A 24,618-nucleotide genomic window follows, 5' to 3' on the forward strand; every position below is an offset into this window, starting at 1 on the left:
GGAATTGATACTACGCCGACTATTTTGATTAAAAAGCGCAAATAAACGCTAAAAATAATCGAATAATTCGATATAAAAGGTTCGGCGCTTCATCTGCCTTGAACCGCGGGCGGATGGGTCGAACCTTGGAAAGGAGAGGGCGGGTGATCAGCCGTTGGAGCAGCCGTTGCCCATGACGCTGTAACGCAGGATGTGGCGCTGACCTTTGGAGTCGTCGTATTCCATTTTGGCCGGAACAACTTCGCAGACGTTGGGGATTTCGCTCATCGAGATGACTTTGGCGATGTCCAGGTCGGTGGAGTAAGTGTATTCCTCGATGGCGATTTGCTGCTGTGCGACATCAGTCGGAACCCCATCTGCCATGGCGGTTGCGCACAGGCTGCTGAGGGCCAGAACTAATAAAGCTTTCATTTCAGGTTTACCTTTTAAAGGTCGAGTGGGGTCACGCAACCTTTTGGGGGTTGCGTGTGGAGCGGGTTACCGGGTTTTGGATTAACTGCCTTCGTGGGGGCTGCAACTTGGTTAATCGCGTTGCCTTGTTGGCGAGGTGGATTTTAGGCGTGGGGTTGGCATTCATATAGGTGGGGTTTTGATAAACACTTTTGGCGAATTTTGTAACAATCCCTGGATAGCGTTGTAGGAGCCGGTTGGCTGGCGATCTTGACGACGTGGTTTTTCAGGTGCGCCGCATTCGCCGGCAAGTCGGCTCCTACAGGGGTTGCGTACGTATTTCGGGCTTACCACACTAATTTGTAGGGGCTTGTTACTACCATCGTCGAATGGTTCTATAGGCCCGGTCCGGCTACAACTGGGTCATACAAAAACAACTATTCCACCGAGGTAAGAAAGATGAGTGCGGCTTCCCTGTATCCCGTTCGTCCCGAGGTTGCGGCCAACACGCTGACTGATGAGGCGACCTACAAGGCCATGTACCAGCAGTCCGTCGTCAACCCGGATGGCTTCTGGCGCGAGCAAGCCAAGCGCCTCGACTGGATCAAGCCTTTCACCACGGTGAAACAGACCTCGTTCGACGATCACCATGTCGACATCAAGTGGTTTGCCGACGGCACCCTCAACGTTTCCTACAACTGCCTCGACCGTCATCTGGCCGAGCGCGGCGATCAGGTCGCGATCATTTGGGAAGGGGATAACCCGGCCGAAAGCCGCAACATCACCTACCGCCAATTGCACGAAGAAGTCTGCAAGTTCGCCAACGCCTTGCGCGGCCAGGATGTGCACCGCGGCGACGTGGTGACTATCTATATGCCGATGATCCCCGAAGCCGTGGTCGCCATGCTGGCCTGCACCCGGATCGGCGCGATCCACTCGGTGGTGTTCGGTGGCTTCTCGCCGGAAGCCCTGGCCGGTCGCATCATCGATTGCCGCTCCAAAGTGGTGATCACGGCCGACGAAGGCCTGCGTGCCGGCAAGAAGATCCCGCTCAAGTCCAACGTCGATGACGCGCTGACCAACCCGGAAACCAGCAGCGTGCAGAAGGTCATCGTGTGCCAGCGCACCGGTGGCGACATCAAGTGGAACCAGCATCGCGACATCTGGTACGAAGACCTGATGAAAGTGGCGGGCAGCGTGTGCGCGCCAAAAGAGATGGGCGCCGAAGAAGCGCTGTTCATCCTTTACACCTCCGGTTCCACCGGCAAGCCCAAGGGCGTGCAGCACACCACCGGCGGTTACCTGCTGTATGCGGCCATGACCCACGAGCGCGTGTTCGACTACCGCCCGGGCGAAGTCTACTGGTGCACCGCCGACGTCGGCTGGATCACCGGCCACACCTACATCGTCTACGGCCCGCTGGCCAACGGCGCGACCACGTTGCTGTTCGAAGGCGTACCGAACTATCCGGACATCACCCGGGTGGCGAAGATCGTCGACAAGCACAAGGTCAATATCCTCTACACCGCGCCGACCGCGATCCGCGCAATGATGGCCTCGGGCACCGCCGCTGTCGAAGGCGCCGATGGCAGCAGCCTGCGTCTGCTGGGTTCGGTCGGTGAGCCGATCAATCCGGAAGCCTGGGATTGGTACTACAAGAACGTCGGTCAGTCCCGTTGCCCGATCGTCGACACCTGGTGGCAGACCGAAACCGGCGCCACCCTGATGAGCCCGTTGCCGGGTGCACACGGCCTGAAGCCGGGTTCTGCGGCGCGTCCGTTCTTCGGCGTGGTGCCGGCCCTGGTGGACAACCTGGGCAACATCATCGAAGGCGTGGCCGAGGGCAACTTGGTGATTCTCGATTCGTGGCCAGGCCAGGCGCGTACCCTGTATCGCGACCATGACCGTTTCGTCGACACCTACTTCAAGACCTTCCGCGGCATGTATTTCACCGGTGACGGTGCCCGTCGTGACGCAGACGGTTACTACTGGATCACCGGGCGTGTGGATGACGTGCTCAACGTGTCCGGGCACCGCATGGGCACGGCCGAGATCGAAAGCGCGATGGTCGCCCACCCGAAAGTCGCCGAGGCGGCGGTGGTCGGTGTGCCGCATGACATCAAGGGGCAGGGCATTTATGTCTATGTCACGCTGATCGCTGGTGAAGAGCCGACCGAGCAATTGCGCCTGGAACTGAAAAACTGGGTGCGCAAAGAGATTGGCCCGATTGCTTCGCCGGATGTCATCCAGTGGGCGCCGGGGTTGCCGAAGACGCGTTCGGGCAAGATCATGCGCCGGATTCTGCGCAAGATTGCGACCGCTGAGTACGATGGGTTGGGGGATATCTCCACCCTGGCGGATCCGGGTGTGGTGCAGCATTTGATTGATGAGCATAGGACGATGAACGTCGCTTAACGGCGGTTCTTGAGTCAATGAAGCCCCGTCAGGTATGCGCCTGGTGGGGCTTTTTTTGTCTGGGGTTTTTGTGTTGTCTGTACTGGCCTCTTCGCGGGCAAGCCCGCTCCCACAGGGATTTGTGGTGTGAATGCAATCGCAATCTATCCCGAAAACCCTGTGGGAGCGGGCTTGCCCGCGAAGGCGACCTGTCAGGCGCCGCATAAACAACGAACCAATAATTATCGGCTTCGCCCGTAGTCCGTTTCTTACTGTTACCCGCTACCCTTCAAGTAACTAAATGTGTAACCGCTGGCGCCAATACGGGGCATTGAGAAACGCAATATCCCGTTCCCGGGGCACTTCAGCACCCATAAAAAATAAGACCCAACGCTACACTTGCCGGATTAGAAGGCTTTGCCAATAATAGGCCCGCAATTTGCAACTTTGATCGGTTCTCTGTCTTTTGCTCTTGCATGAAATTGCAAGGCTGTCAACGCGCCCGAACGGCTTTCTCGGTGCATCTGTAATTTGTTGTCGCATTGAAGAAATATCGGCTTCGGGCCTGTCGTTAGAATGCCGATCACTCGCTCGTCGTTGCTCGTGTTGAATTCAACAGGGGTTTTCCAGGACGCAGCACTGCTTTGCGGTTCTATTCATTCGCATATTGGGCTGTCGCTCACTCTGCCGTTTTAGCCCTTTACCGATGGAGTCCCAAGATGAAGAAACTCGTGCTGCTTGGCGCCCTGGCACTTTCCGTGCTGTCCCTGCCAACGTTCGCTGATGAAAAGCCGCTGAAAATCGGTATCGAAGCGGCTTACCCTCCGTTCGCTTCCAAAGCGCCGGACGGCAGCATCGTGGGTTTCGACTACGACATCGGCAACGCCCTGTGCGAAGAGATGAAGGTCAAGTGCACCTGGGTCGAACAAGAGTTCGACGGCCTGATCCCGGCCCTCAAGGTGCGCAAGATCGACGCGATCCTGTCGTCCATGTCGATCACCGAAGACCGCAAGAAGTCCGTGGACTTCACCAACAAGTATTACAACACCCCGGCGCGCCTGGTGATGAAGGCCGGCACCCCGGTCAGCGACAGCCTGGCTGAGCTCAAGGGCAAGAACATCGGCGTGCAGCGCGGTTCGATCCACGAGCGTTTCGCCCGCGAAGTCCTGGCCCCGCTGGGTGCCGAGATCAAGCCTTACGGTTCGCAGAACGAAATCTACCTCGATGTCGCGGCCGGTCGCCTCGACGGCACCGTGGCAGACGCTACGCTGCTGGATGACGGTTTCCTGAAAACCGACGCCGGCAAAGGTTTCGCCTTCGTTGGCCCGGCCTTCACCGACGAGAAGTACTTCGGCGACGGTATCGGCATCGCAGTGCGCAAAGGCGACGCCTTGAAAGACAAGATCAACGCCGCGATCACTGCCATTCGTGCAAGCGGCAAGTACCAGCAAATCCAGGACAAGTACTTCGCCTTCGATATCTACGGCAAGTAATCCGCCCCGGCGACACGTCCGAAATGGCGCAAGCAGCAGGATCTCTGAGGTTTGCGCCATTTTTTCATCCCCCTTTTCGAGGACCTGAATCATGTTGAAAGGCTACGGGGCTGTCATCCTCGATGGCGCTTGGCTGACGCTTCAGCTCGCCTTGTCGTCCATGGTCCTGGCGATTGTTCTGGGTCTGATCGGCGTTGCGCTGCGTCTGTCTCCGATCCGCTGGCTGGCCTGGCTGGGCGACCTGTATTCCACGGTGATCCGCGGGATTCCCGACCTGGTGCTGATCCTGCTGATTTTCTACGGGGGGCAGGACCTGCTCAACCGCGTCGCACCGCTGCTTGGTTTTGACGACTACATCGACCTGAACCCGTTGGCCGCCGGTATCGGCACCTTGGGCTTCATCTTCGGTGCGTACCTGTCGGAAACTTTCCGTGGTGCGTTCATGGCGATCCCCAAAGGTCAGGCAGAAGCCGGCATGGCGTACGGCATGAGCAGTTTTCAGGTGTTCTTCCGGGTGTTGGTACCACAGATGATTCGCCTGGCGATTCCGGGTTTCACCAACAACTGGCTGGTATTGACCAAGGCCACTGCGCTGATTTCGGTGGTAGGTCTGCAAGACATGATGTTCAAGGCCAAGCAGGCGGCCGATGCCACCCGCGAGCCTTTCACCTTCTTCCTCGCAGTGGCGGCGATGTACCTGGTGATCACCAGTGTCTCGTTGCTGGCATTGCGTCACCTTGAGAAGCGCTACTCGGTAGGCGTAAGGGCGGCTGATCTATGATCTTCGACTACAACGTCATTTGGGAGTCATTGCCGCTGTACTTCGGCGGTTTGGTGACCACCCTGAAATTGCTCGCGCTGTCGCTGTTTTTCGGTCTGTTGGCGGCCTTGCCGCTGGGCCTGATGCGCGTCTCGAAGAATGCGGTCGTCAACATGTCGGCCTGGCTCTTCACCTACGTGATCCGCGGCACGCCGATGCTGGTGCAGCTGTTTTTGATCTACTACGGTCTGGCGCAGTTCGAAGCGGTACGTGAAAGCTTCCTGTGGCCATGGCTGTCCAGCGCCACGTTCTGTGCGTGCCTGGCGTTCGCGATCAATACCAGCGCCTACACCGCTGAAATCATTGCCGGCAGTCTGCGCGCCACGCCGAACGGCGAGATCGAAGCGGCCAAGGCCATGGGCATGTCGCGCTACAAGATGTACAAGCGCATCCTGCTGCCATCGGCCCTGCGCCGGGCGCTGCCGCAGTACAGCAACGAAGTGATCATGATGCTGCAGACCACCAGTCTGGCGTCCATCGTGACCCTGATCGACATCACCGGTGCCGCGCGCACGGTCAATGCCCAGTTCTACTTGCCGTTCGAGGCCTACATCACGGCGGGTGTGTTCTACCTGTGCCTGACCTTCATTCTGGTGAAGCTGTTCAAACTGGCCGAACGCCGCTGGCTGGGCTATCTGGCCCCGCGGAAGCACTGATATGGAACGCATCGACCATGCATTGCCGTGGAGCAACCTGGGCAGCGAACGCCAGATTTCGGTGTTCCGCTTCGGTGGTGGCGAGCGCAAGGCCTACATTCAGGCCAGCCTGCACGCCGATGAATTGCCGGGGATGCGCACGGCCTGGGAGCTGAAAAAGCGCCTGGCCGAACTCGAAGCCCAGGGCTTGCTCAACGGTGTGATCGAGCTGGTGCCGGTGGCCAATCCCATAGGCCTCGGCCAACTGCTTCAGGGCAATCATCAGGGTCGTTTCGAGGCAGGCAGCGGCAAGAATTTCAACCGGGATTTCGTCGAGCTGAGCGCGTCGGTGGCTGCCGAGCTGGATGGGCATCTGGGTGATGATCCCCACGCCAATATCCGCTTGATCCGTCAGACCATGAGCGACCTGCTCGACGCTTTGCCGCCGGCCGCGAGTCAGTTGCAGGGCATGCAGCGCGTGTTGCTCAGCCATGCCTGCACCGCCGACGTGGTGCTGGACTTGCATTGCGATACCGACGCGGCGCTGCACATGTACGCCTTGCCGCAGCACTGGCCGCAGTGGCGTTCCCTCGCCGCGCACCTGGACGTGAAGGTGGGGTTGCTGGCGGAAGAATCCGGCGGCAGTTCCTTCGACGAAGCCTGTTCGCTGCCGTGGCTGCGCCTGTCGCGTCTGTTCCCGGACGCGCAGATTCCGCTGGCCTGCCTGGCGACTACCCTTGAACTGGGTGGGCAGGCCGACACCGGTCGGGTTGAAGCGCAAGCTTACGCCGAAGGCATTCTGGCGTTCCTCGCCGAGCAAGGCTTGATCAGCGGCGAATGGCCGAAGCCTGCGCGAGAAGCCTGCGAAGGCATGCCGTTCGAGGGCACCGAATTGCTGTTCGCGCCGCACCCTGGCGTGATCAGCTTTTTGCGCAAGCCCGGCGAATGGGTTGATGCCGGCGACGAGATTTTCGAAGTGATCGATCCGTTATCGGATCGGGTCAGCACGGTGTGTGCTGGTACGTCCGGGGTGCTGTTTGCCATTGAACGGCTGCGTTATGCCCAACCCGGTTTCTGGCTGGCCAAGGTGGCGGGGCGCGAAGCGCTGCGTCACGGGCGCTTGCTCAACGACTGACTGACTGTTTTTGTGAGAACCGACCGCATGTACAAACTTGAAGTCCAAGACCTGCATAAACGCTATGGCAGTCACGAAGTGCTCAAGGGCGTGTCCCTGAAAGCGGCGGCTGGCGATGTGATCAGCATCATCGGCTCCAGTGGCTCCGGCAAAAGTACGTTCCTGCGTTGCATCAACCTGCTCGAGCAGCCGCACGCCGGCAGGATTCTGCTCAACAACGAAGAGCTGAAGCTGGTGGCGAACAAGGAAGGCGCGCTGAAGGCGGCCGACCCGAAACAGCTGCAACGCATGCGTTCGCGCCTGTCGATGGTGTTCCAGCATTTCAATCTGTGGTCGCACATGACCGCGTTGGAAAACATCATGGAAGCGCCGGTGCACGTACTCGGCATGTCCAAGGCCGAAGCCCGCGAGAAGGCCGAGCTCTACCTGAACAAGGTCGGCGTGGCGCATCGCAAGGACGCTTACCCGGGCCACATGTCCGGCGGTGAACAGCAGCGCGTGGCGATTGCCCGGGCGCTGGCGATGGAGCCCGAAGTGATGCTGTTCGACGAACCGACCTCGGCGCTCGACCCGGAACTGGTGGGCGATGTGCTGAAAGTCATGCAGGCCCTGGCCCTCGAAGGCCGGACCATGGTGGTGGTGACCCACGAAATGGGCTTCGCCCGGGAAGTGTCGAATCAACTGGTGTTCCTGCACAAAGGTGTCGTCGAAGAAAGCGGCAACCCGCGTGAGGTGCTGGTCAATCCACAGTCCGAACGCTTGCAACAATTCCTCTCGGGCAGCCTGAAGTAATCGCTGCCGTTACGCACCGGGATCGTGCATGCTTCCTGATCTAAAGGCTGCCCCCGATCCCCTGTAGGAGCCGGCTTGCCGGCGAAGGCGATCTCTGTAGGAGCCAGGCTTGCCGGCGAAGGCGATCTCAAGGACGCCTTCGCCGGCAAGCCGGGCTCCTACAGGGGGGGCGGGGTTGGTTTTGAGATGTGCGTTCATTTACGGGCTAGCATTGACCCCGTGCCTTCATCATTGTTTTCGTTTTCGGATTGCCCACCATGACTGCCCATCGAATTGGTTTCCTGATTTGGCCCAGCACTAAAGCATTGACGCTGGCGCTGGCTGAGGAGGCCTTGCGTGTTGCCCAGCGTGTGCATCCGGACGTGGTCTACGAGCTGTCGTTCCTGCAGGCCGAACCGCCGGCCGAAGGTGCCTGGCAATTGCCGGGTGAGCCCTGGGCCGGCAAGCTCGAGCATTTCCAGAAACTGTTCCTGCTCGCCGATGAGCCGCCGACCGCGCTGACTCCGGCGCTCAGCAGTGCGCTGAAACAACTGGTGCGCGCCGGTTGTGTGATCGGCGGGCTGTCGGCCGGTGTTTACCCGTTGGCGCAACTTGGCTTGCTCGACGGTTATCGCGCCGCCGTGCATTGGCGCTGGCAGGACGATTTCGCCGAGCGCTTCCCGAAAGTCATCGCCACCAGTCATCTGTTCGACTGGGATCGCGATCGTCTGACCGCGTGCGGCGGCTTGTCGGTGCTGGACCTGTTGCTGGCGGTGCTGGCCCGTGACCACGGCGCCGAACTGGCGGGCGCCGTCTCGGAAGAATTGGTGGTGGAGCGCATCCGCGAAGGCGGCGAGCGCCAGCGCATTCCCCTGCAGAACCGCCTCGGTTCCAGCCATCCGAAGCTCACCCAGGCAGTGTTGCTGATGGAAGCCAACATCGAAGAGCCGCTGACCACCGACGAAATTGCCCAGCACGTGTGCGTGTCCCGTCGGCAGCTGGAGCGCATCTTCAAGCAATACCTCAACCGTGTGCCGAGCCAGTACTACCTGGAACTGCGCCTGAACAAGGCCCGGCAGATGTTGATGCAAACCAGCAAGTCGATCATCCAGATCGGCTTGTCGTGTGGCTTTTCCTCGGGGCCGCATTTCTCCAGCGCCTACCGCAACTTCTTCGGCGCCACGCCGCGGGAAGACCGCAACCAGCGGCGCAGCAGCAGTCCGTTCGAATTGTCGTCGGTGCCCTCCGAGCGCGGCTAACTCCAGCGCCCGTTCATCCTGTGCTATCCCCTGTAGGAGCCGGCTTGCCGGCGAAGGCGTCCTCAAGGGCAGTGCATGGCTCTGGACCGCCCTCGCTGGCAAGCCAGCTCCTACAGGGGGGGCATCGGTTTTCCGCAGAACTGCCTATAAGCGCACGCGACAGTTTAAACTGCGCCTTTGCGACGCTATTTGTCGCATTGCCGTAAACCCGGCTGAAACCGGGGTTTGCGCTATAAGAAGTTGTCGCTTGGCGGCAAGGCCGGGCTGAAAACTGTCCTTACAATCCCCCTCATCGCTCGCCAGTTTCAGGCGAGTGTTCCTCTTCAGGAGACTCCGATGTCCGTTGAGCACGCTGCGGTACAACGCGCCGATTTCGACCAGGTAATGGTTCCCAACTACGCGCCTGCCGCATTCATTCCCGTGCGTGGCGCCGGTTCCCGCGTCTGGGACCAGTCTGGCCGCGAGCTGATCGACTTCGCCGGCGGGATCGCCGTTAACGTGCTGGGCCATGCGCACCCGGCGCTGGTCGGTGCCTTGACCGAGCAGGCGAACAAGCTGTGGCACGTGTCGAACGTATTCACCAATGAGCCGGCCCTGCGCCTGGCCCATAAGCTGATCAACGCGACTTTTGCCGAGCGCGCCTTCTTCTGCAACTCCGGCGCCGAAGCCAACGAGGCCGCCTTCAAGCTGGCCCGTCGCGTCGGTTTCGACCGGTTCGGCAGCGAGAAGTACGAAATCATCGCCGCACTCAACAGCTTCCACGGTCGCACCCTGTTCACCGTGAACGTCGGTGGCCAGTCGAAGTACTCCGACGGCTTCGGTCCGAAGATCACCGGCATTACCCACGTACCGTTCAACGATCTGGCCGCGCTGAAAGCGGCTATTTCCGACAAGACCTGCGCGGTGGTGCTGGAACCGATCCAGGGCGAGAGCGGCGTGATCCCGGCCGAACTCGAGTACCTGCAAGGCGCCCGTGACCTGTGCACCGCGCACAACGCGCTGCTGATTTTCGATGAAGTGCAGACCGGCATGGGCCGCAGCGGCAAGCTGTTCGCCTACCAGCATTACGGCGTGGTCCCGGACATCCTGACCAGCGCCAAGAGCCTGGGCGGCGGTTTCCCGATCGCGGCGATGCTGACCACCGAAGACCTGGCCAAACACCTGGTCGTCGGCACCCACGGCACCACCTACGGCGGCAACCCGCTGGCGTGTGCGGTCGCCGAAGCGGTGATCGACGTGGTCAACACCCCTGAAGTGCTGGCCGGCGTCAACGCCAAGCACGACAAATTCAAGGCGCGCCTGGAGCAGATCGGCGAGAAGTACGGCCTGTTCACCCAGGTCCGCGGTCTGGGCCTGTTGATCGGTTGTGTGCTGAACGATGCCTGGAAAGGCAAGGCCAAGGACATCTTCAACGCCGCTGAGAAAGAAGGCCTGATGATTCTGCAAGCCGGCCCGGACGTGGTGCGTTTCGCCCCGAGCCTGGTGGTGGAAGATGCCGATATCGACGAAGGCCTGGACCGTTTCGAGCGCGCCGCGGCAAAACTGACGCAAGCCTGATAGACCCTTCGACGCCTGAACATTCAGGCGTCGAACCCAATTTTTATGCCGGGCCAGTCCAGACGCATCACCCCCTGTGCAGGAGCTGGCTTGCCAGCGAAGGCGGCCGATAGATCGCCGTAATGCTTTCGGGCCTCTTCGCTGGCAAGCCAGCTCCTACATAGGGGCGGCGTGTCAGGGCAACCCCGGTATTTTTTCCCCCCGTCGGCCAATCGGGTCGACCTGTTTCTTGATTAAGGAGTGACACCATGCTGGTGATGCGCCCCGCGCAAATGGCTGATCTGGGCGAGGTACAGCGTCTGGCTGCGGACAGCCCGATTGGTGTCACTTCCTTGCCGGATGACGTTGAACGCCTGAGAGACAAGATCGCCGCGAGCGAAGCCTCGTTCGCCGCCGAAGTCAGCTTCAACGGCGAAGAGAGCTATTTCTTCGTCCTCGAAGACTCCACCACCGGCAAACTGGCCGGGTGCTCGGCGATCGTGGCCTCGGCCGGTTATTCCGAGCCGTTCTACAGCTTTCGCAATGAAACCTTCGTGCACGCCTCCCGCGAGCTGAAGATTCATAACAAGATCCACGTGCTCTCCCAGTGCCACGACCTCACCGGCAACAGCTTGCTGACCAGTTTCTACGTGCTGCCGGAGCTGGTGGGTTCGGCCTGGTCGGAACTCAACTCCCGTGGGCGCTTGCTGTTCGTGGCCAGCCATCCGGAGCGGTTTGCCGATTCGGTGGTGACCGAGATCGTCGGTTACAGCGACGAACATGGCGACTCGCCGTTCTGGGACGCCATCGGTCGCAACTTCTTCGACCTCAATTACGCCGAAGCCGAGCGTTTGTGCGGGCTGAAGAGCCGGACCTTCCTGGCCGAGCTGATGCCGCATTACCCGATTTATGTGCCGCTGCTGCCGGACTCCGCGCAAGAGGCGATGGGCCAGGTGCACCCGCGGGCGCAGATCACGTTCGACATCCTGATGCGCGAAGGCTTCGAGACCGATCACTACATCGACATTTTCGACGGCGGCCCGACCTTGCATGCCCGTGTCTCGGGGATCCGCTCGATCGCCCAGAGCCGTGTGGTCCCGGTGAAAATCGGTGAGCCGGTCAAAGGTGCCGGTCGTCAGTACCTGGTGGCCAACGCCCAGTTGCAGGATTACCGCGCGGTGTTGCTCGAGCTCGATTATGCGCCGGGCAAACCCGTGACCCTGGATCTGGAAGCCGCCGAAGCCCTGGGCGTCGGTGAAGGTGCCAGCGTGCGCCTGGTGGCGGTCTGACGACTGCTGCCACAGCTGGAAAACAATGCTTGGAAAAGCAGCGAAGTTTCGCGGGTGGCGCAAGCGGCCCGTTTGAGGAGATAGCATGATCGTTCGTCCCGTACGCAGCAGCGATTTACCCGCTCTGATCGACCTGGCCCGCAGCACCGGTACCGGCCTGACCACCTTGCCGGCCAACGAAGAGCGGCTGGCCCATCGGGTCGGCTGGGCCGAGAAGACCTTTCGCGGCGAAGCCGGGCGGGGCGATGCGGACTACTTGTTCGTGCTCGAAGACGACAACGGCCGGGTGGTGGGCATTTCTGCCATCGCCGGCGCCGTTGGCCTGCGTGAGCCCTGGTACAACTTCCGGGTCGGCCTGACCGTCAGTGCTTCCCAGGAACTGAATATCTATCGCGAGATCCCGACGCTGTTCCTGGCCAACGACCTGACCGGCAACTCCGAGCTGTGCTCGCTGTTCCTGCATGCCGATTACCGTACCGGCCTCAACGGTCGCATGCTGGCCAAGGCGCGGATGCTGTTCATCGCCGAGTTCCCGCAGCTGTTCGGCAACAAGATCATCGCCGAGATGCGTGGCATGTCCGACGCCGCCGGGCGTTCGCCGTTCTGGGAAAGCCTGGGCCGGCACTTCTTCAAGATGGAATTCAGCCAGGCCGATTACCTGACCGGCGTGGGCAACAAGGCGTTCATCGCCGAATTGATGCCGAAATTCCCGCTGTACACCTGCTTCCTGTCGCCAGACGCGCGCAACGTGATCGGCCAGGTTCACCCGGACACCGAGCCGGCGCTGTCGATGCTCAAGAGCGAAGGCTTCAGCTATCAAGGCTACGTCGACATCTTCGACGCCGGCCCTGCGGTGGAGTGCGAAACCGGCAAGATCCGTGCGGTGCGCGACAGCCAGGCGCTGGTCTTGGCCATCGGCACCCCGGGTGACGACGCCACGCCTTTCCTGATTCACAACCGCAAGCGCGAGGACTGTCGGATCACGGCCGCTCCCGCACGCTTCGCCGCCGGCACCTTGGTGGTCGATCCGCTGACCGCCAAACGTCTTCAACTCAACGCCGGCGATCAAGTGCGCGCCGTGCCGTTGTCCGCTGCTCGGGAGTCGAAATAATGAATTCGCTATACATCGCAGGTGAATGGCTGGCCGGTCAGGGTGAAGCCTTCCAGTCGCTGAACCCGGTGACCCAACAGGTGCTGTGGGACGGCGCAGGCGCCACCACCGCGCAGGTCGAATCGGCCGTGCAAGCCGCGCGTCAAGCTTTCCCGGGCTGGGCGCGGCGCACCCTGGAAGAGCGCATCAGCGTGCTGGAGGCGTTTGCCGCCGCGTTGAAAAATCACGCGGATGAACTGGCGCGCACCATCGGTGAGGAAACCGGCAAGCCGCTGTGGGAATCGGCGACCGAAGTCACCAGCATGGTCAACAAGATTGCGATCTCGGTGCAGAGCTACCGCGAACGTACCGGCGAGAAGAGCGGCCCCCTGGGTGACGCCACCGCCGTATTGCGCCACAAGCCACACGGCGTGGTGGCGGTATTCGGGCCTTACAACTTCCCGGGGCACTTGCCCAATGGTCACATCGTGCCGGCGCTGCTGGCCGGTAACAGCGTGCTGTTCAAGCCGAGCGAGCTGACGCCGAAAGTCGCCGAGCTGACGGTCAAGTGCTGGATCGAAGCCGGCCTGCCGGCGGGCGTGTTGAACCTGCTGCAAGGTGCGCGCGAAACCGGGATCGCCCTGGCGGCGAACCCGGGCATCGACGGCCTGTTCTTCACCGGCTCCAGCCGCACCGGCAATCACCTGCACCAGCAGTTTGCCGGCCGTCCGGACAAGATCCTCGCGCTGGAGATGGGCGGTAACAATCCGCTGGTGGTCGATGAAGTGGCTGATCTCGATGCGGCTGTCTACACCATCATCCAGTCGGCGTTCATCTCTGCCGGCCAGCGTTGCACCTGTGCCCGCCGCTTGCTGGTGCCGCAAGGTGCCTGGGGCGATGCACTGCTGGCGCGTCTGGTGGAAGTCAGCTCGACCATTGAGGTCGGCCCTTTCGACCAGCAACCGGCGCCGTTCATGGGCTCGGTGATTTCCCTCGGCGCGGCGAAAGCCCTGATGGAAGCGCAAGAACACCTGCTGGCCAATGGCGCCGTGGCGCTGCTGGAAATGACCCAGCCGCAAGCCCAGGCCGCTTTGCTGACCCCGGGTATTGTAGACGTCACCGCGGTAGCCGATCGTCCTGACGAAGAGCTGTTCGGCCCGTTGCTGCAAGTGATCCGCTACGCTGACTTTGAAGCAGCGATCGCTGAAGCCAACGACACCGACTATGGGCTCGCGGCGGGTCTGCTGTCGGATTCCGAAGCGCGTTATCAGCAGTTCTGGCTGGAAAGCCGCGCGGGCATCGTCAACTGGAACAAACAGCTGACCGGTGCCGCGAGCAGCGCACCCTTCGGCGGCGTCGGCGCCTCGGGCAACCACCGCGCCAGCGCTTACTATGCCGCGGATTACTGCGCATACCCGGTGGCCTCGCTGGAAACCCCGAGCCTGGTGTTGCCAGCGACTCTCACGCCTGGCGTGAAAATGGCGTAACGCCCATTCGCAGGCAAGCCTCGCGCCTACAGGTTTTGTGTCGTTCACGTGAGCGGCGCACACCACAAACCTGTAGGCGCGAGGCTTGCCCGCGAAGGCCGCGCCTCGGTCATATTGAATTGTTACCCGATGCCTATAACAACAGATTCTCGTGGAGCCTCGCTGATGAAATCCTATGAAGTCAATTTTGACGGTCTAGTGGGGCCGACCCATAACTACGGCGGTCTGTCCTACGGCAACGTCGCGTCCCAGAGCAACAGCCAGCAGTCCTCGAACCCGAAGGAAGCGGCGCTGCAAGGCCTGGCGAAAATGAAAGCGCTGATGGAAATGGGCTTTCAACAAGGCGTGCTGGCACCCCAGGAACGCCCTGATGTAGCCGCCCTGCGCCGCCTGGGTTTCAGCGGCACCGACGCGCAAGTGATCGAGCAGGCCGCCAAGGACGCCATGCCGTTGTTGGTTGCCAGCTGCTCGGCGTCGAGCATGTGGGTGGCCAACGCCGCCACGGTCAGCCCAAGTGCCGACACGGCCGACGGTCGCGTGCATTTCACCGCCGCCAACCTCAATTGCAAATATCACCGCAGCATCGAGCACCCGACCACCAGCCGCGTGCTGGGGGCGATGTTCGCGAACCAGCAGCATTTCGCGCACCACGCCGCCTTGCCGGCCGTGGCGCAGTTTGGTGACGAAGGCGCCGCCAACCACACCCGTTTCTGCCGTGAATACGGCGAAGCCGGCGTCGAGTTCTTCGTGTTCGGCCGCAGTGCGTTCGATACCCGCTACCCGGCACCGCAGAAGTACCCGGCGCGCCAGACCCTCGAAGCCTCCCAGGCAGTTGCCCGCCTGCACGGCTTGAGCGATGAAGGCGTGGTATACGCCCAGCAAAACCCTTCGGTCATCGATCAGGGCGTGTTCCACAACGACGTGATCGCGGTGGGTAACGGTGAGGTGCTGTTCTATCACGAGGACGCGTTCCTCGACACCGAGCAGATGCTGGCTGAACTGCAGGGCAAACTCGCCAGGGTCGGTGGGAAATTTCAGTCGATCTGTGTACCGCGTTCCGCGGTCACTGTGGAAGACGCGGTTCGCTCCTACTTGTTCAATAGCCAGTTGCTGACACGTGCTGACGGCACCATGCTCTTGATCGTGCCGGAAGAGTGCCGTGGCAACGAGCGGGTCTGGCAGTACCTGCAAGGCTTGACCAGTTCCGGCGGCCTGATCCGCGAAGTCAAAGTATTCGATCTCAAGCAGAGCATGCAGAACGGCGGTGGCCCGGCTTGCCTGCGGTTGCGTGTCGCACTCAACGAAACCGAACTGGCGGCCGTCAACCAAGGCGTTATCATGACGGCACCGTTGTACGGCACGTTGACCGCATGGGTCGACAAGCACTACCGCGACCGCATGACCGAAAATGATCTCGCGGACCCGCAATTGCTGCTTGAGTGCCGGACGGCACTGGATGAACTGACACAAATCCTTAAACTGGGCGCGGTTTATCCATTCCAGATCAATTGAAAGCCGGCGCTGCATGCGCCGACTCATCTCCTTTAGAGAGCGTAAAAAAACATGAGCGATACCCTGCAGCTGATCCTTGAAGACACCGACGGCACGCAACTGGAAACGTCCTGCACCCGCGTCGCGGTCATGTGGCAAGGCAAAGAGCTGTGGATCCAGCAGGATGGCCGCGGCCAACTGCTGATCGGGGTGGACGTCGAAGAAGGTGACGCTGAATACGCCAACCTGCTGCTGCGCCCATTGGCAACTAATCTGGTAAGTCTGCAACTGGAAATGGAACCGGCCGAAGTCGGTGACGAAGACCACGTGCACGGCCCGGATTGCGCACACGACCACTAAGGAAATCGCTCTATGCTCGCCCTCGGCAAACTGCTTGAACTGACCCTCGCCGGCCGCGAACCGGCGGAGAAGACTCAACTGACTGTCGAAGGCGTGCGGATGCGCTGGTTGAGCGAGGGGGCGCTGGAAGTCCGGCCACCTGAAGTGCGCGACAATGGCCTGGACCTGCTGCTGTCAGCCGGCATCCATGGCAACGAAACAGCGCCGATCGAGTTGCTCGACCGCCTGTTGCATGACATCGCCCGCGGAGACGTCAAACCGCGCGCACGAATTCTGTTCCTGTTCGGCAACCCCGAGGCGATTCGCAAGGGCGAGCGTTTCATCGAGCAGGACGTCAATCGGCTGTTCAATGGCCGACATGAACAAACCAGCGGCTCCGAAGCCCTGCGGGCTTGTGAACTGGAGCGGCTGGCGGCCAGTTTCTTCAGCCTGCCGGATCGCAACCGCCTGCACTACGACCTGCACACGGCGATTCGCGGTTCGAAAATCGAGCAGTTCGCGTTGTACCCCTGGAAAGAAGGTCGCCAGCATTCTCGCCAGGAACTGGCTCGCCTGCGCGCCGCCGGCATGGAAGCGGTGCTGCTGCAGAACAAGCCGTCCATCGTGTTCAGTTCCTACACCTACGACAAGCTCGGTGCCGAGTCCTTTACCCTGGAGTTGGGCAAGGCGCGGCCGTTCGGGCAGAACGATGGCGTCAACGTCGACTTGCTGGAAACCCGCCTCAAACAGATCATCGAAGGCAACGAACCGCCACCGACCGAAGCGGCGCTGGACGGCCTGCAGCTGTTCAGCGTGGCGCGGGAAATCATCAAGCACAGCGATAGCTTCCGCCTGAACCTGCCGGTGGATATCGAGAACTTTTCGGAGTTGGAAGTGGGTTATCTGCTGGCGGAAGACATCGCCCAGACGCGCTGGATCATCGAGGAGGAGGGCGCCCGGATCATCTTCCCGAACCCCAAGGTCAAGAACGGCCTGCGTGCCGGGATCCTGATCGTGCCGACCACCGACGAAAACCTGGCCTGACACAGAACCTCTGTAGGCGCCGGCTTGCCGGCGAAGGCGGTGTATCAGTCACATCTATGTTGACCATGCCGCCGCATTCGCTGGCAAGCCAGCTCCTACAGGTTTTTGCGTTTAGACCGCTACCGCGCGTGGCTCACTACGACGCAACATCCGCATCTTGTGCAACGTATCCGCACAGGTCTTCGCCGCTTCCTGCCCTTTATGCACGAAATGCTCGAAGAAGAATTTCTGATGTTCTTCGCCAGCATGGAAGTGGTGCGGGGTCAAAACCACCGAGAACACCGGTACTTCGGTTTCCAGCTGCACCTGCATCAGCCCGCTGATGACCGACTGGGCGACGAATTCGTGGCGATAGATGCCGCCATCGACCACCAGGCCCGCGGCGACGATGCCGGCATAACGGCCGGACTTGGCCAGCAGTTTGGCGTGCAGCGGGATTTCAAAGGCGCCGCCGACTTCGAAGAAATCGATCTCTGATTCCTGATAACCCTGAGCAATCATTTCGGCGACGAAGCCTTTACGGCTCTGATCGACGATATCCTTGTGCCAGCAGGCCTGGATGAACGCAACGCGCTCGCCGTGATGGTTTTTACTTTTGCTATCGATTGCGGTGGGTTGCATGTTCTGATTCCTGTTTGTGTAAAAAACAGGGCTTATGAATCGAATGGGATTTAAGGGTACGCACGCTCGCATGAGTGCCTGCGGACGGCCCTTTGGCGCCAATCCCGTTCTCTCTTCATCCGGACTATGACCGTCGGCCCCGGGATCACACCGGGTCTGCTGACCTTGTCGCCAATCACCGCCGAAGCCATAACTGTCGCCAAGCGCTCGCGGGCTATGCACGTTGCGTGCAATTACCGCCGGTGGGGAGTTGCGCCCCGCCCTGAGAACGTTTTGCCGCCAGATTATTTGGCGACGCAGCTTTTTTACCACATATTTCTCAGATGTGCATGGCTGCTATCTGATGATTGCTATCGACTTTATGGTTGGCTCGCGCAGCCTTTTCCTGGTCAAGGGTTGATTATTTGTCGCCATGACCGCAGTAATTCCACCCTGAAAGGGATTTCCCCTGTTTACCGAGGCCAGATTCATGAGCGTTATCGATCTTCGCAGCGACACTGTCACCCAACCGACCGCCGGGATGCTCCACGCAATGGCCACCGCGGCCACCGGTGACGACGTTTATGGCGAAGATCCGACGGTCAATCGTCTGGAAGCCGAAGTGGCAAAACGGCTGGGTTTTGCGGCGGCGCTGTTTGTGCCGACGGGCACCATGAGCAACTTGCTGGGCCTGATGGCGCACTGCGAGCGCGGTGACGAATACATTGTCGGCCAGCAAGCCCACACCTATAAGTACGAGGGGGGCGGCGCGGCGGTGCTGGGGTCGATCCAGCCGCAGCCACTGGACGTGCAGGCCGACGGTTCGCTGGATCTGTCCCAGGTTGCCGCCGCGATCAAACCGGACGACTTCCATTTCGCCCGCACTCGCCTGCTGGCGCTGGAAAACACCATGCAAGGCAAGGTATTGCCGCTGGCGTATCTGGCCCAGGCTCGACGCTTTACGCAAGAGCAGGGCCTGGTCCTGCACCTGGACGGCGCGCGGCTGTACAACGCGGCGGTCAAGCTGGGCGTCGACGCGCGGGAAATCACCCGGCATTTCGATTCCGTGTCGGTCTGTCTGTCCAAAGGGCTGGGCGCGCCGGTCGGTTCGGTGCTCTGTGGTACGGTGGAGTTGATCGCCAAGGCGCGCCGCCTGCGCAAGATGGTCGGCGGCGGCATGCGTCAGGCCGGGATCCTGGCGGCGGCGGGGCTGTATGCTCTGGATCACAACGTGCAGCGTCTGGCCGACGATCACGCCAATGCCCAGATTCTGGCTGAGGGCCTGCGAAAGGCCGGTTATGACGTCGAGCCGGTGCAGACCAACATGGTCTACGTACAGATGGGCGACAAGGCCGAGGCGATCAAAACCTTCGCCGCCGAACGCGGAATCAAGCTCAGTGCGGCAGGCCGCCTGAGAATGGTCACGCATATGGACGTCAGTCGCGTCCAGATCGGGCAGGTCGTCGCGGCATTCGTCGAGTTTTCGCGCAACTGACAGCGTTAGCCGTCCAATTGACCGTTTCTATCGTATAAACACGCTGTACCCCGCGCGCAGGGCCGATATAATGCGGCCCTTTGCCGTCGCTTCGTCTGTTGACGTTTCGCACAGGCCTTTGGCCGCAGCCTCCGTGGAAGAACCTAATGAAAAGCGCAGAAATCCGTGAAGCCTTCCTTCGCTTCTTCGAAGAGCAAGGCCACACCCGTGTAGCCTCCAGCTCTTTGATTCCGGGCAACGACCCAACCCTGCTGTTCACCAACGCGGGGATGAACCAGTTCAAGGACTGCTTCCTGGGCCAGGAAAAGCGCGCGTACACCCGCGCCGTCTCGAGTCAGAAATGCGTGCGCGCCGGCGGCAAGCACAACGACCTGGAAAACGTCGGTTATACCGCCCGTCACCACACTTTCTTCGAAATGTTGGGTAACTTCAGCTTCGGCGATTATTTCAAGCGCGACGCGATCAGCTACGCCTGGAACTTCCTGACCTCCGAGCAGTGGCTGAACCTGCCGAAAGAAAAGCTCTGGGTCACGGTCTACGCCAGCGATGACGAAGCCTACGACATCTGGACCAAGGAAATCGGGGTTCCGGCCGAGCGCATGGTTCGCATCGGCGACAACAAAGGCGCGCCGTATGCGTCCGACAACTTCTGGACCATGGGCGATACCGGCCCGTGCGGTCCTTGCACCGAGATTTTCTACGATCACGGCGCCGACATCTGGGGCGGCCCGCCAGGCTCGCCGGAAGAAGACGGCGACCGTTACATCGAGATCTGGAACAACGTGTTCATGCAGTTCAACCGCACTGCCGATGGCGTGTTGCACCCGCTGCCGGCACCGTCGGTCGACACCGGCATGGGCCTGGAGCGGATCAGTGCGGTGCTGCAGCACGTTCACTCCAACTATGAAATCGACCTGTTCCAGAGCCTGCTGAGCGCTTCGGCCAAGGCCATCGGTTGCACCAACGACGACCAGGCTTCCCTGAAAGTCGTGGCCGACCACATCCGTTCGTGCGGCTTCCTGATTGCCGACGGCGTGCTGCCGTCCAACGAAGGCCGTGGCTACGTGCTGCGCCGGATCATCCGTCGCGCCTGCCGTCACGGCAACAAACTGGGGGCCAAGGGCAGCTTCTTCTACCAGATCGTTGCGGCGCTGGTTGCCGAGATGGGCGAAGCCTTCCCTGAGCTGACGTCCCAGCAGGCGCACATCGAGCGTGTCCTGAAGGCCGAAGAAGAGCAGTTCGCCAAGACCCTGGAGCAGGGCCTGAAAATCCTCGAGCAAGACCTGGCCGAACTCAAAGGCGACGTGGTGCCGGGCGATGTCGTGTTCAAGCTCTACGACACCTACGGCTTCCCGATGGACCTGACCGGCGACATCGCTCGCGAGCGCAGCCTGACCATCGATGAAGCGGGCTTCGAGCGCGAAATGGAAGCCCAGCGCGTCCGTGCCCGTTCCGCCAGTTCCTTCGGCATGGACTACAACAGCCTGGTCAAGGTTGATGTGGCGACCGAGTTCACCGGCTACACCGCCACCAGCGGTTCGGCGAAAGTCGTTGGCCTGTATAAGGATGGGCAGTCGGTCGACGTATTGAGCGAAGGCGAAGAGGGCGTGGTCGTACTGAATCAGACGCCGTTCTACGCTGAATCCGGCGGTCAGATTGGCGACTGCGGTTTCCTGCAGGTCGGCAGCGCGCGTTTTGACGTGCGCGACACCACCAAGACCGGCGGTGCGTTCCTGCACCACGGCGTGCTGGCATCGGGCAGCCTGACCATTGGCGCGCCGGTCGAGACGCATGTCGATGCCGACGTGCGTCACGCCACCTCGCTGAACCACTCGGCGACGCACTTGCTGCACGCCGCGTTGCGCCAGGTGCTGGGCGAGCATGTTCAACAGAAAGGCTCGTTGGTCGACAGTCAGCGCCTGCGCTTCGACTTCAGCCACTTCGAAGCCATCAAGCCTGAGCAGTTGAAGGCGCTGGAAGACATCGTCAACGCCGAGATCCGCAAGAACTCCGCGGTTGAAACCGAAGAAACCGACATCGAAACCGCCAAGCAAAAAGGCGCCATGGCGCTGTTCGGCGAGAAGTACGGCGACAGCGTGCGCGTCCTGAGCATGGGCGGCGATTTCTCCGTCGAGCTGTGCGGTGGTATCCACGTCAACCGTACCGGCGACATCGGCCTGTTGAAAATCGTCAGCGAAGGCGGTGTGGCCTCCGGCGTGCGTCGTATCGAAGCGATCACGGGTGCCGCTGCACTGGCCTACTTGAACGCGGCTGAAGAACAACTCAAGGAAGCGGCCAACCTGGTCAAGGGCAGCCGCGACAACCTGATCGACAAGCTGTCGGCTGTGCTGGAGCGCAACCGCCTGCTGGAGAAGCAACTCGAGCAGTTGCAGGCCAAGGCTGCCAGCGCGGCGGGCGACGATCTGTCGGCTTCCGCGCTGGACGTCAAAGGCGTGAAAGTGCTGGCCGTGCGTCTGGACGGTCAGGATGGCAAGGCGCTGCTGGCGCTGGTCGATCAACTGAAAAACAAACTCGGCCGCGCAGTGATCCTGCTCGGCAGTGTCCACGAGGAAAAGGTCGTGCTGGTTGCTGGCGTGACCAAAGACCTGACTGGCCAACTCAAAGCCGGTGATTTGATGAAGCAAGCCGCTGCGGCAGTGGGCGGGAAGGGCGGTGGTCGTCCAGACATGGCGCAAGGCGGTGGTGTAGACGCTGGCGCACTGGATGCTGCATTGGCCCTGACTGTTCCTTTTGTAGAGCAGGGTTTATAAGGCAGTGTGTCCGGCCCGCAGTCTAGTGGCGGGCCGGCAGGCTGTTTGAGTGATTATTTGGGCGCCCTTCATGGGCAGAGGCGGCTTTGAAATGGCTTTGATCGTACAGAAATTTGGAGGCACCTCGGTCGGCACCGTCGAGAGAATCGAACAGGTCGCCGACAAGGTTAAGAAATTCCGCGATGCCGGCGATGACCTGGTGGTCGTGCTGTCGGCAATGAGCGGCGAAACCAACCGTCTGATCGATCTGGCCAGGAAAATCAGTGGCGACGGCCAACCGGTTCCCCGTGAGCTGGATGTGATCGTCTCCACCGGCGAGCAGGTGACTATTGCATTGCTGGCCATGGCGCTGATCAAGCGTGGCGTGCCAGCGGTGTCCTACACCGGCAACCAGGTGCGGATCCTGACGGACAGCGCGCACAATAAAGCGCGTATCTTGCAGATTGACGACCAGAAGATTCGCGGTGACCTGAAGGCGGGTCGTGTGGTGGTGGTCGCCGGTTTCCAGGGCGTCGACGAACACGGCAACATCACCACCCTCGGGCGTGGCGGTTCCGACACCACCGGCGTGGCGCTGGCGGCAGCCCTGAAGGCTGACGAATGCCAGATCTACACCGACGTCGACGGTGTCTACACCACCGACCCGCGCGTCGTGCCCGTGGCTCAGCGCCTGGACAAGATCACCTTCGAAGAGATGCTGGAAATGGCCAGCCTCGGGTCCAAGGTGTTGCAAATCCGTGCGGTCGAGTTCGCCGGCAAGTACAACGTTCCGCTGCGCGTACTGCACAGCTTCAAGGAGGGTCCGGGCACCCTCATTACTATTGATGAAGAGGAATCCATGGAACAGCCGATCATTTCCGGTATCGCTTTCAACCGCGATGAAGCCAAGCTGACCATCCGTGGCGTGCCAGACATCCCGGGCGTTGCCTTCAAGATTCTCGGCCCGATCAGCGCCGCGAACATCGAAGTCGACATGATCGTGCAGAACGTTGCGCACGATAACACCACCGACTTCACCTTCACCGTGCACCGCAACGACTACCAGGCGGCGCAGACCGTGCTGGAAAAAACCGCTGGCGAGCTGGGTGCCCGTGAAGTCATCGGCGACACCAAGATCGCCAAGGTGTCGATCGTCGGCGTTGGCATGCGCTCCCACGCAGGCGTCGCCAGCCGCATGTTCGAAGCACTGGCCAAGGAAACGATCAACATCCAGATGATCTCGACCTCGGAAATCAAAGTCTCCGTGGTGATCGAAGAGAAGTACCTGGAACTGGCTGTGCGCGCGCTGCACACGGCTTTCGAACTGGACGCACCGGCCCGCCAGGGCGAGTGATGCGTTTGCCAAAGGGCGCGGTCTGACCGCGCCCTTTGTTTTTTCGAATGGTGTGACTCCAAGCTGTTCTTTTGCTTGCGCTAGTCAATACTCAGGCATGTAGGGCTACGATCGCTCCGGTTGTAGGTCGGGTGCCTTTTTTTTGCAGACGGTTGTCCCTGAAATGAAATGCGTGAGGAGAAAGGTATGCTGATTCTGACTCGTCGGTGCGCAGAAAGCCTGATTATCGGTGATGGAGAAATCACCGTGACCGTGCTCGGCGTCAAAGGAAATCAAGTGCGCATCGGTGTCAACGCCCCGAAAGAGGTTGCGGTCCATCGTGAGGAAATTTACCTGCGTATAAAGAAAGAGAAGGACGAAGAACCAAGCCATTAATTTTTATCGTTTTTTATGTTTGCAAACGGGGAAGAAGCTGGTTAATATACGCCCCGTGTTGCGGAGAGCTGGCCGAGTGGCCGAAGGCGCTCCCCTGCTAAGGGAGTACACCTCAAAAGGGTGTCGGGGGTTCGAATCCCCCGTTCTCCGCCATTATTTGCGTAGTACGTTGTAATCTGGCTTTTTCGGTAAGTTGTTGAAGTTACTAGAAAAAGTGTTTGACATAGAGATTAGACGGCCTATAATGCGCGGCAACAAATGCACTCGTAGCTCAGCTGGATAGAGTACTCGGCTACGAACCGAGCGGTCACAGGTTCGAATCCTGTCGAGTGCACCATTTAAGGGTTGTTTGCAGCAATGCGAATGACTTGGCTCCAACCAGTTGTGATCTGGTATAAAAACACAAATGCACTCGTAGCTCAGCTGGATAGAGTACTCGGCTACGAACCGAGCGGTCACAGGTTCGAATCCTGTCGAGTGCACCAAACACCAAAAAGCCTGCGTCTAACGCGGGCTTTTTGCTGTCTGGGATTTGGCTTTTTCCTGTTGCATCTTCTCTTCTCAATTCTGGCCTGTGCGCCACGACCTCGCCTGGGGTTGGGACGGCTGCGCGTGCGCGAATTGATTCCCGATCTTCTCCGGTTTGCCGGGGACGCTTTTGATGTCCTGTTGTCTCATGGGGGGACGATGCGTTGGTTTAGGTTCTTCCGTGAGGAGCCTTCCAAGGGGGATCGCTGCATTTTTGGACGGTGGTGTGTTTTCTTTCCGGGATAAGTCGTCGCATTTTCATGGATCAGGACAGGGCTCAGCTTTATCTCGCAACCGCTTGTTTCCACCCGCGATTTTTTAACGTTTAAAACCGTCGGGCGGT

The 24,618-nt window shown here is 60.5% G+C and carries 20 protein-coding genes, 3 tRNA genes and 1 riboswitch; of the genes, 21 read left to right on the plus strand and 2 right to left on the minus strand.

Annotation, left to right across the window (positions count from 1 at the left end; all coding sequences use genetic code 11):
• Nucleotides 1-147: 147 nt before the first annotated feature.
• On the minus strand, nt 148-411 hold the full coding sequence (locus ELQ88_RS08790; protein ID WP_128871675.1) for a DUF2790 domain-containing protein: 264 nt from the start codon (nt 409-411) through the stop codon (nt 148-150).
• A gap of 438 nt (nt 412-849) precedes the next feature.
• Here ELQ88_RS08790 and acs point away from each other — a divergent pair, with 438 nt between their 5' ends.
• The 14 genes from acs (at nt 850) to astE (ending at nt 17,173) form a co-directional block, all read left to right on the plus strand.
• Complete coding sequence (gene acs, locus ELQ88_RS08795; RefSeq protein ID WP_128871674.1) at nt 850-2,805, plus strand: acetate--CoA ligase; 1,956 nt, start codon at nt 850-852, stop codon at nt 2,803-2,805.
• Between the two features lie 698 nt (nt 2,806-3,503).
• On the plus strand, nt 3,504-4,277 hold the full coding sequence (locus ELQ88_RS08800) for an ABC transporter substrate-binding protein (protein ID WP_138964637.1): 774 nt from the start codon (nt 3,504-3,506) through the stop codon (nt 4,275-4,277).
• Nucleotides 4,278-4,368: 91 nt separating this feature from the next.
• Nucleotides 4,369-5,058 carry an ABC transporter permease gene (locus ELQ88_RS08805; protein WP_007943881.1) on the plus strand — a complete coding sequence of 230 codons (690 nt, stop codon included), beginning with the start codon at nt 4,369-4,371 and terminating at the stop codon, nt 5,056-5,058.
• Nucleotides 5,055-5,753, plus strand: coding sequence for an ABC transporter permease (locus ELQ88_RS08810; RefSeq protein WP_128871672.1), 699 nt, complete (start codon nt 5,055-5,057; stop codon nt 5,751-5,753). Before ELQ88_RS08805 ends, ELQ88_RS08810 begins: the two co-directional genes overlap by 4 nt.
• Before the next feature lies 1 nt (nt 5,754).
• Entirely contained in the window at nt 5,755-6,867 is a 1,113-nt protein-coding gene (locus tag ELQ88_RS08815; protein ID WP_138964639.1) for a M14 family metallopeptidase, read from the plus strand.
• A gap of 27 nt (nt 6,868-6,894) precedes the next feature.
• The gene (locus tag ELQ88_RS08820) at nt 6,895-7,659 is read left to right on the plus strand and encodes an ATP-binding cassette domain-containing protein (protein WP_128871670.1); all 765 of its coding nucleotides are present in this window, start codon (nt 6,895-6,897) and stop codon (nt 7,657-7,659) included.
• A gap of 257 nt (nt 7,660-7,916) precedes the next feature.
• On the plus strand, nt 7,917-8,897 hold the full coding sequence (gene argR / locus ELQ88_RS08825; protein ID WP_128869772.1) for a transcriptional regulator ArgR: 981 nt from the start codon (nt 7,917-7,919) through the stop codon (nt 8,895-8,897).
• A 336-nt stretch (nt 8,898-9,233) separates the two neighbouring features.
• The gene (locus ELQ88_RS08830; protein WP_138964641.1) at nt 9,234-10,454 is read left to right on the plus strand and encodes an aspartate aminotransferase family protein; all 1,221 of its coding nucleotides are present in this window, start codon (nt 9,234-9,236) and stop codon (nt 10,452-10,454) included.
• A 248-nt stretch (nt 10,455-10,702) separates the two neighbouring features.
• Nucleotides 10,703-11,722: an arginine/ornithine succinyltransferase subunit alpha gene (gene aruF, locus ELQ88_RS08835; RefSeq protein WP_128869774.1), complete on the plus strand. Its 1,020-nt coding sequence runs from the start codon at nt 10,703-10,705 to the stop codon at nt 11,720-11,722.
• Between the two features lie 85 nt (nt 11,723-11,807).
• Complete coding sequence (gene astA, locus ELQ88_RS08840; protein ID WP_128869775.1) at nt 11,808-12,833, plus strand: arginine N-succinyltransferase; 1,026 nt, start codon at nt 11,808-11,810, stop codon at nt 12,831-12,833.
• Nucleotides 12,830-14,299, plus strand: a complete 1,470-nt coding sequence (gene astD, locus ELQ88_RS08845) for a succinylglutamate-semialdehyde dehydrogenase (RefSeq protein ID WP_168187305.1) — start codon at nt 12,830-12,832, stop codon at nt 14,297-14,299. Before astA ends, astD begins: the two co-directional genes overlap by 4 nt.
• Nucleotides 14,300-14,464: 165 nt before the next feature.
• Nucleotides 14,465-15,811: an N-succinylarginine dihydrolase gene (astB, locus tag ELQ88_RS08850; RefSeq protein ID WP_138964643.1), complete on the plus strand. Its 1,347-nt coding sequence runs from the start codon at nt 14,465-14,467 to the stop codon at nt 15,809-15,811.
• Between the two features lie 51 nt (nt 15,812-15,862).
• Nucleotides 15,863-16,150 carry a hypothetical protein gene (locus tag ELQ88_RS08855; RefSeq protein WP_033056735.1) on the plus strand — a complete coding sequence of 96 codons (288 nt, stop codon included), beginning with the start codon at nt 15,863-15,865 and terminating at the stop codon, nt 16,148-16,150.
• A gap of 12 nt (nt 16,151-16,162) precedes the next feature.
• On the plus strand, nt 16,163-17,173 hold the full coding sequence (gene astE / locus ELQ88_RS08860) for a succinylglutamate desuccinylase (RefSeq protein ID WP_128869778.1): 1,011 nt from the start codon (nt 16,163-16,165) through the stop codon (nt 17,171-17,173).
• Between the two features lie 111 nt (nt 17,174-17,284).
• On the opposite strand, the gene ELQ88_RS08865 is transcribed toward astE, so the two are convergent.
• Nucleotides 17,285-17,794: a 6,7-dimethyl-8-ribityllumazine synthase gene (locus ELQ88_RS08865; RefSeq protein ID WP_128869779.1), complete on the minus strand. Its 510-nt coding sequence runs from the start codon at nt 17,792-17,794 to the stop codon at nt 17,285-17,287.
• A gap of 102 nt (nt 17,795-17,896) precedes the next feature.
• A riboswitch (FMN riboswitch) is annotated at nt 17,897-18,068 on the minus strand.
• A gap of 195 nt (nt 18,069-18,263) precedes the next feature.
• Here ELQ88_RS08865 and ltaE point away from each other — a divergent pair.
• The 7 genes from ltaE to ELQ88_RS08900 all read left to right on the plus strand — a co-directional run bounded on the left by ltaE (nt 18,264) and on the right by ELQ88_RS08900 (nt 24,232).
• The gene (gene ltaE, locus ELQ88_RS08870) at nt 18,264-19,268 is read left to right on the plus strand and encodes a low-specificity L-threonine aldolase (RefSeq protein WP_138964645.1); all 1,005 of its coding nucleotides are present in this window, start codon (nt 18,264-18,266) and stop codon (nt 19,266-19,268) included.
• A 146-nt stretch (nt 19,269-19,414) separates the two neighbouring features.
• A complete protein-coding gene (gene alaS / locus ELQ88_RS08875; RefSeq protein WP_128869780.1) occupies nt 19,415-22,039 on the plus strand; it encodes an alanine--tRNA ligase in 2,625 nt (874 codons plus the stop codon).
• Between the two features lie 91 nt (nt 22,040-22,130).
• Nucleotides 22,131-23,372 (plus strand): aspartate kinase, encoded by a 1,242-nt coding sequence (locus ELQ88_RS08880; protein ID WP_128869781.1) that lies wholly within the window; start codon nt 22,131-22,133, stop codon nt 23,370-23,372.
• Between the two features lie 186 nt (nt 23,373-23,558).
• Nucleotides 23,559-23,747 carry a carbon storage regulator CsrA gene (gene csrA, locus ELQ88_RS08885; protein ID WP_002554426.1) on the plus strand — a complete coding sequence of 63 codons (189 nt, stop codon included), beginning with the start codon at nt 23,559-23,561 and terminating at the stop codon, nt 23,745-23,747.
• A gap of 62 nt (nt 23,748-23,809) precedes the next feature.
• Nucleotides 23,810-23,900 (plus strand) — tRNA-Ser (locus ELQ88_RS08890).
• A 107-nt stretch (nt 23,901-24,007) separates the two neighbouring features.
• Nucleotides 24,008-24,084, plus strand: a tRNA-Arg gene (locus ELQ88_RS08895).
• A 71-nt stretch (nt 24,085-24,155) separates the two neighbouring features.
• Nucleotides 24,156-24,232 (plus strand) — tRNA-Arg (locus tag ELQ88_RS08900).
• Nucleotides 24,233-24,618: the final 386 nt, after the last annotated feature.

Source organism: Pseudomonas sp. MPC6 (assembly GCF_006094435.1).
In the GTDB taxonomy this organism is placed as follows: Bacteria; Pseudomonadota; Gammaproteobacteria; order Pseudomonadales; family Pseudomonadaceae; genus Aquipseudomonas.

What these genes read in the sequence shown, in the direction of transcription:
- argR (WP_128869772.1), top strand. Translation starts at nt 7,917, where the DNA reads ATGACTGCCCATCGAATTGGTTTCCTGATTTGGCCCAGCACTAAAGCA.
- astB (WP_138964643.1), top strand. Translation starts at nt 14,465, where the DNA reads ATGAAATCCTATGAAGTCAATTTTGACGGTCTAGTGGGGCCGACCCAT.
- acs (WP_128871674.1), top strand. Translation starts at nt 850, where the DNA reads ATGAGTGCGGCTTCCCTGTATCCCGTTCGTCCCGAGGTTGCGGCCAAC.
- ELQ88_RS08810 (WP_128871672.1), top strand. Translation starts at nt 5,055, where the DNA reads ATGATCTTCGACTACAACGTCATTTGGGAGTCATTGCCGCTGTACTTC.
- astE (WP_128869778.1), top strand. Translation starts at nt 16,163, where the DNA reads ATGCTCGCCCTCGGCAAACTGCTTGAACTGACCCTCGCCGGCCGCGAA.
- ELQ88_RS08830 (WP_138964641.1), top strand. Translation starts at nt 9,234, where the DNA reads ATGTCCGTTGAGCACGCTGCGGTACAACGCGCCGATTTCGACCAGGTA.
- ELQ88_RS08855 (WP_033056735.1), top strand. Translation starts at nt 15,863, where the DNA reads ATGAGCGATACCCTGCAGCTGATCCTTGAAGACACCGACGGCACGCAA.
- ELQ88_RS08865 (WP_128869779.1), bottom strand. Translation starts at nt 17,794, where the DNA reads ATGCAACCCACCGCAATCGATAGCAAAAGTAAAAACCATCACGGCGAG.
- astA (WP_128869775.1), top strand. Translation starts at nt 11,808, where the DNA reads ATGATCGTTCGTCCCGTACGCAGCAGCGATTTACCCGCTCTGATCGAC.
- ELQ88_RS08815 (WP_138964639.1), top strand. Translation starts at nt 5,755, where the DNA reads ATGGAACGCATCGACCATGCATTGCCGTGGAGCAACCTGGGCAGCGAA.
- csrA (WP_002554426.1), top strand. Translation starts at nt 23,559, where the DNA reads ATGCTGATTCTGACTCGTCGGTGCGCAGAAAGCCTGATTATCGGTGAT.
- ELQ88_RS08790 (WP_128871675.1), bottom strand. Translation starts at nt 411, where the DNA reads ATGAAAGCTTTATTAGTTCTGGCCCTCAGCAGCCTGTGCGCAACCGCC.
- ELQ88_RS08805 (WP_007943881.1), top strand. Translation starts at nt 4,369, where the DNA reads ATGTTGAAAGGCTACGGGGCTGTCATCCTCGATGGCGCTTGGCTGACG.
- ELQ88_RS08800 (WP_138964637.1), top strand. Translation starts at nt 3,504, where the DNA reads ATGAAGAAACTCGTGCTGCTTGGCGCCCTGGCACTTTCCGTGCTGTCC.
- aruF (WP_128869774.1), top strand. Translation starts at nt 10,703, where the DNA reads ATGCTGGTGATGCGCCCCGCGCAAATGGCTGATCTGGGCGAGGTACAG.
- ELQ88_RS08820 (WP_128871670.1), top strand. Translation starts at nt 6,895, where the DNA reads ATGTACAAACTTGAAGTCCAAGACCTGCATAAACGCTATGGCAGTCAC.
- ELQ88_RS08880 (WP_128869781.1), top strand. Translation starts at nt 22,131, where the DNA reads ATGGCTTTGATCGTACAGAAATTTGGAGGCACCTCGGTCGGCACCGTC.
- ltaE (WP_138964645.1), top strand. Translation starts at nt 18,264, where the DNA reads ATGAGCGTTATCGATCTTCGCAGCGACACTGTCACCCAACCGACCGCC.
- alaS (WP_128869780.1), top strand. Translation starts at nt 19,415, where the DNA reads ATGAAAAGCGCAGAAATCCGTGAAGCCTTCCTTCGCTTCTTCGAAGAG.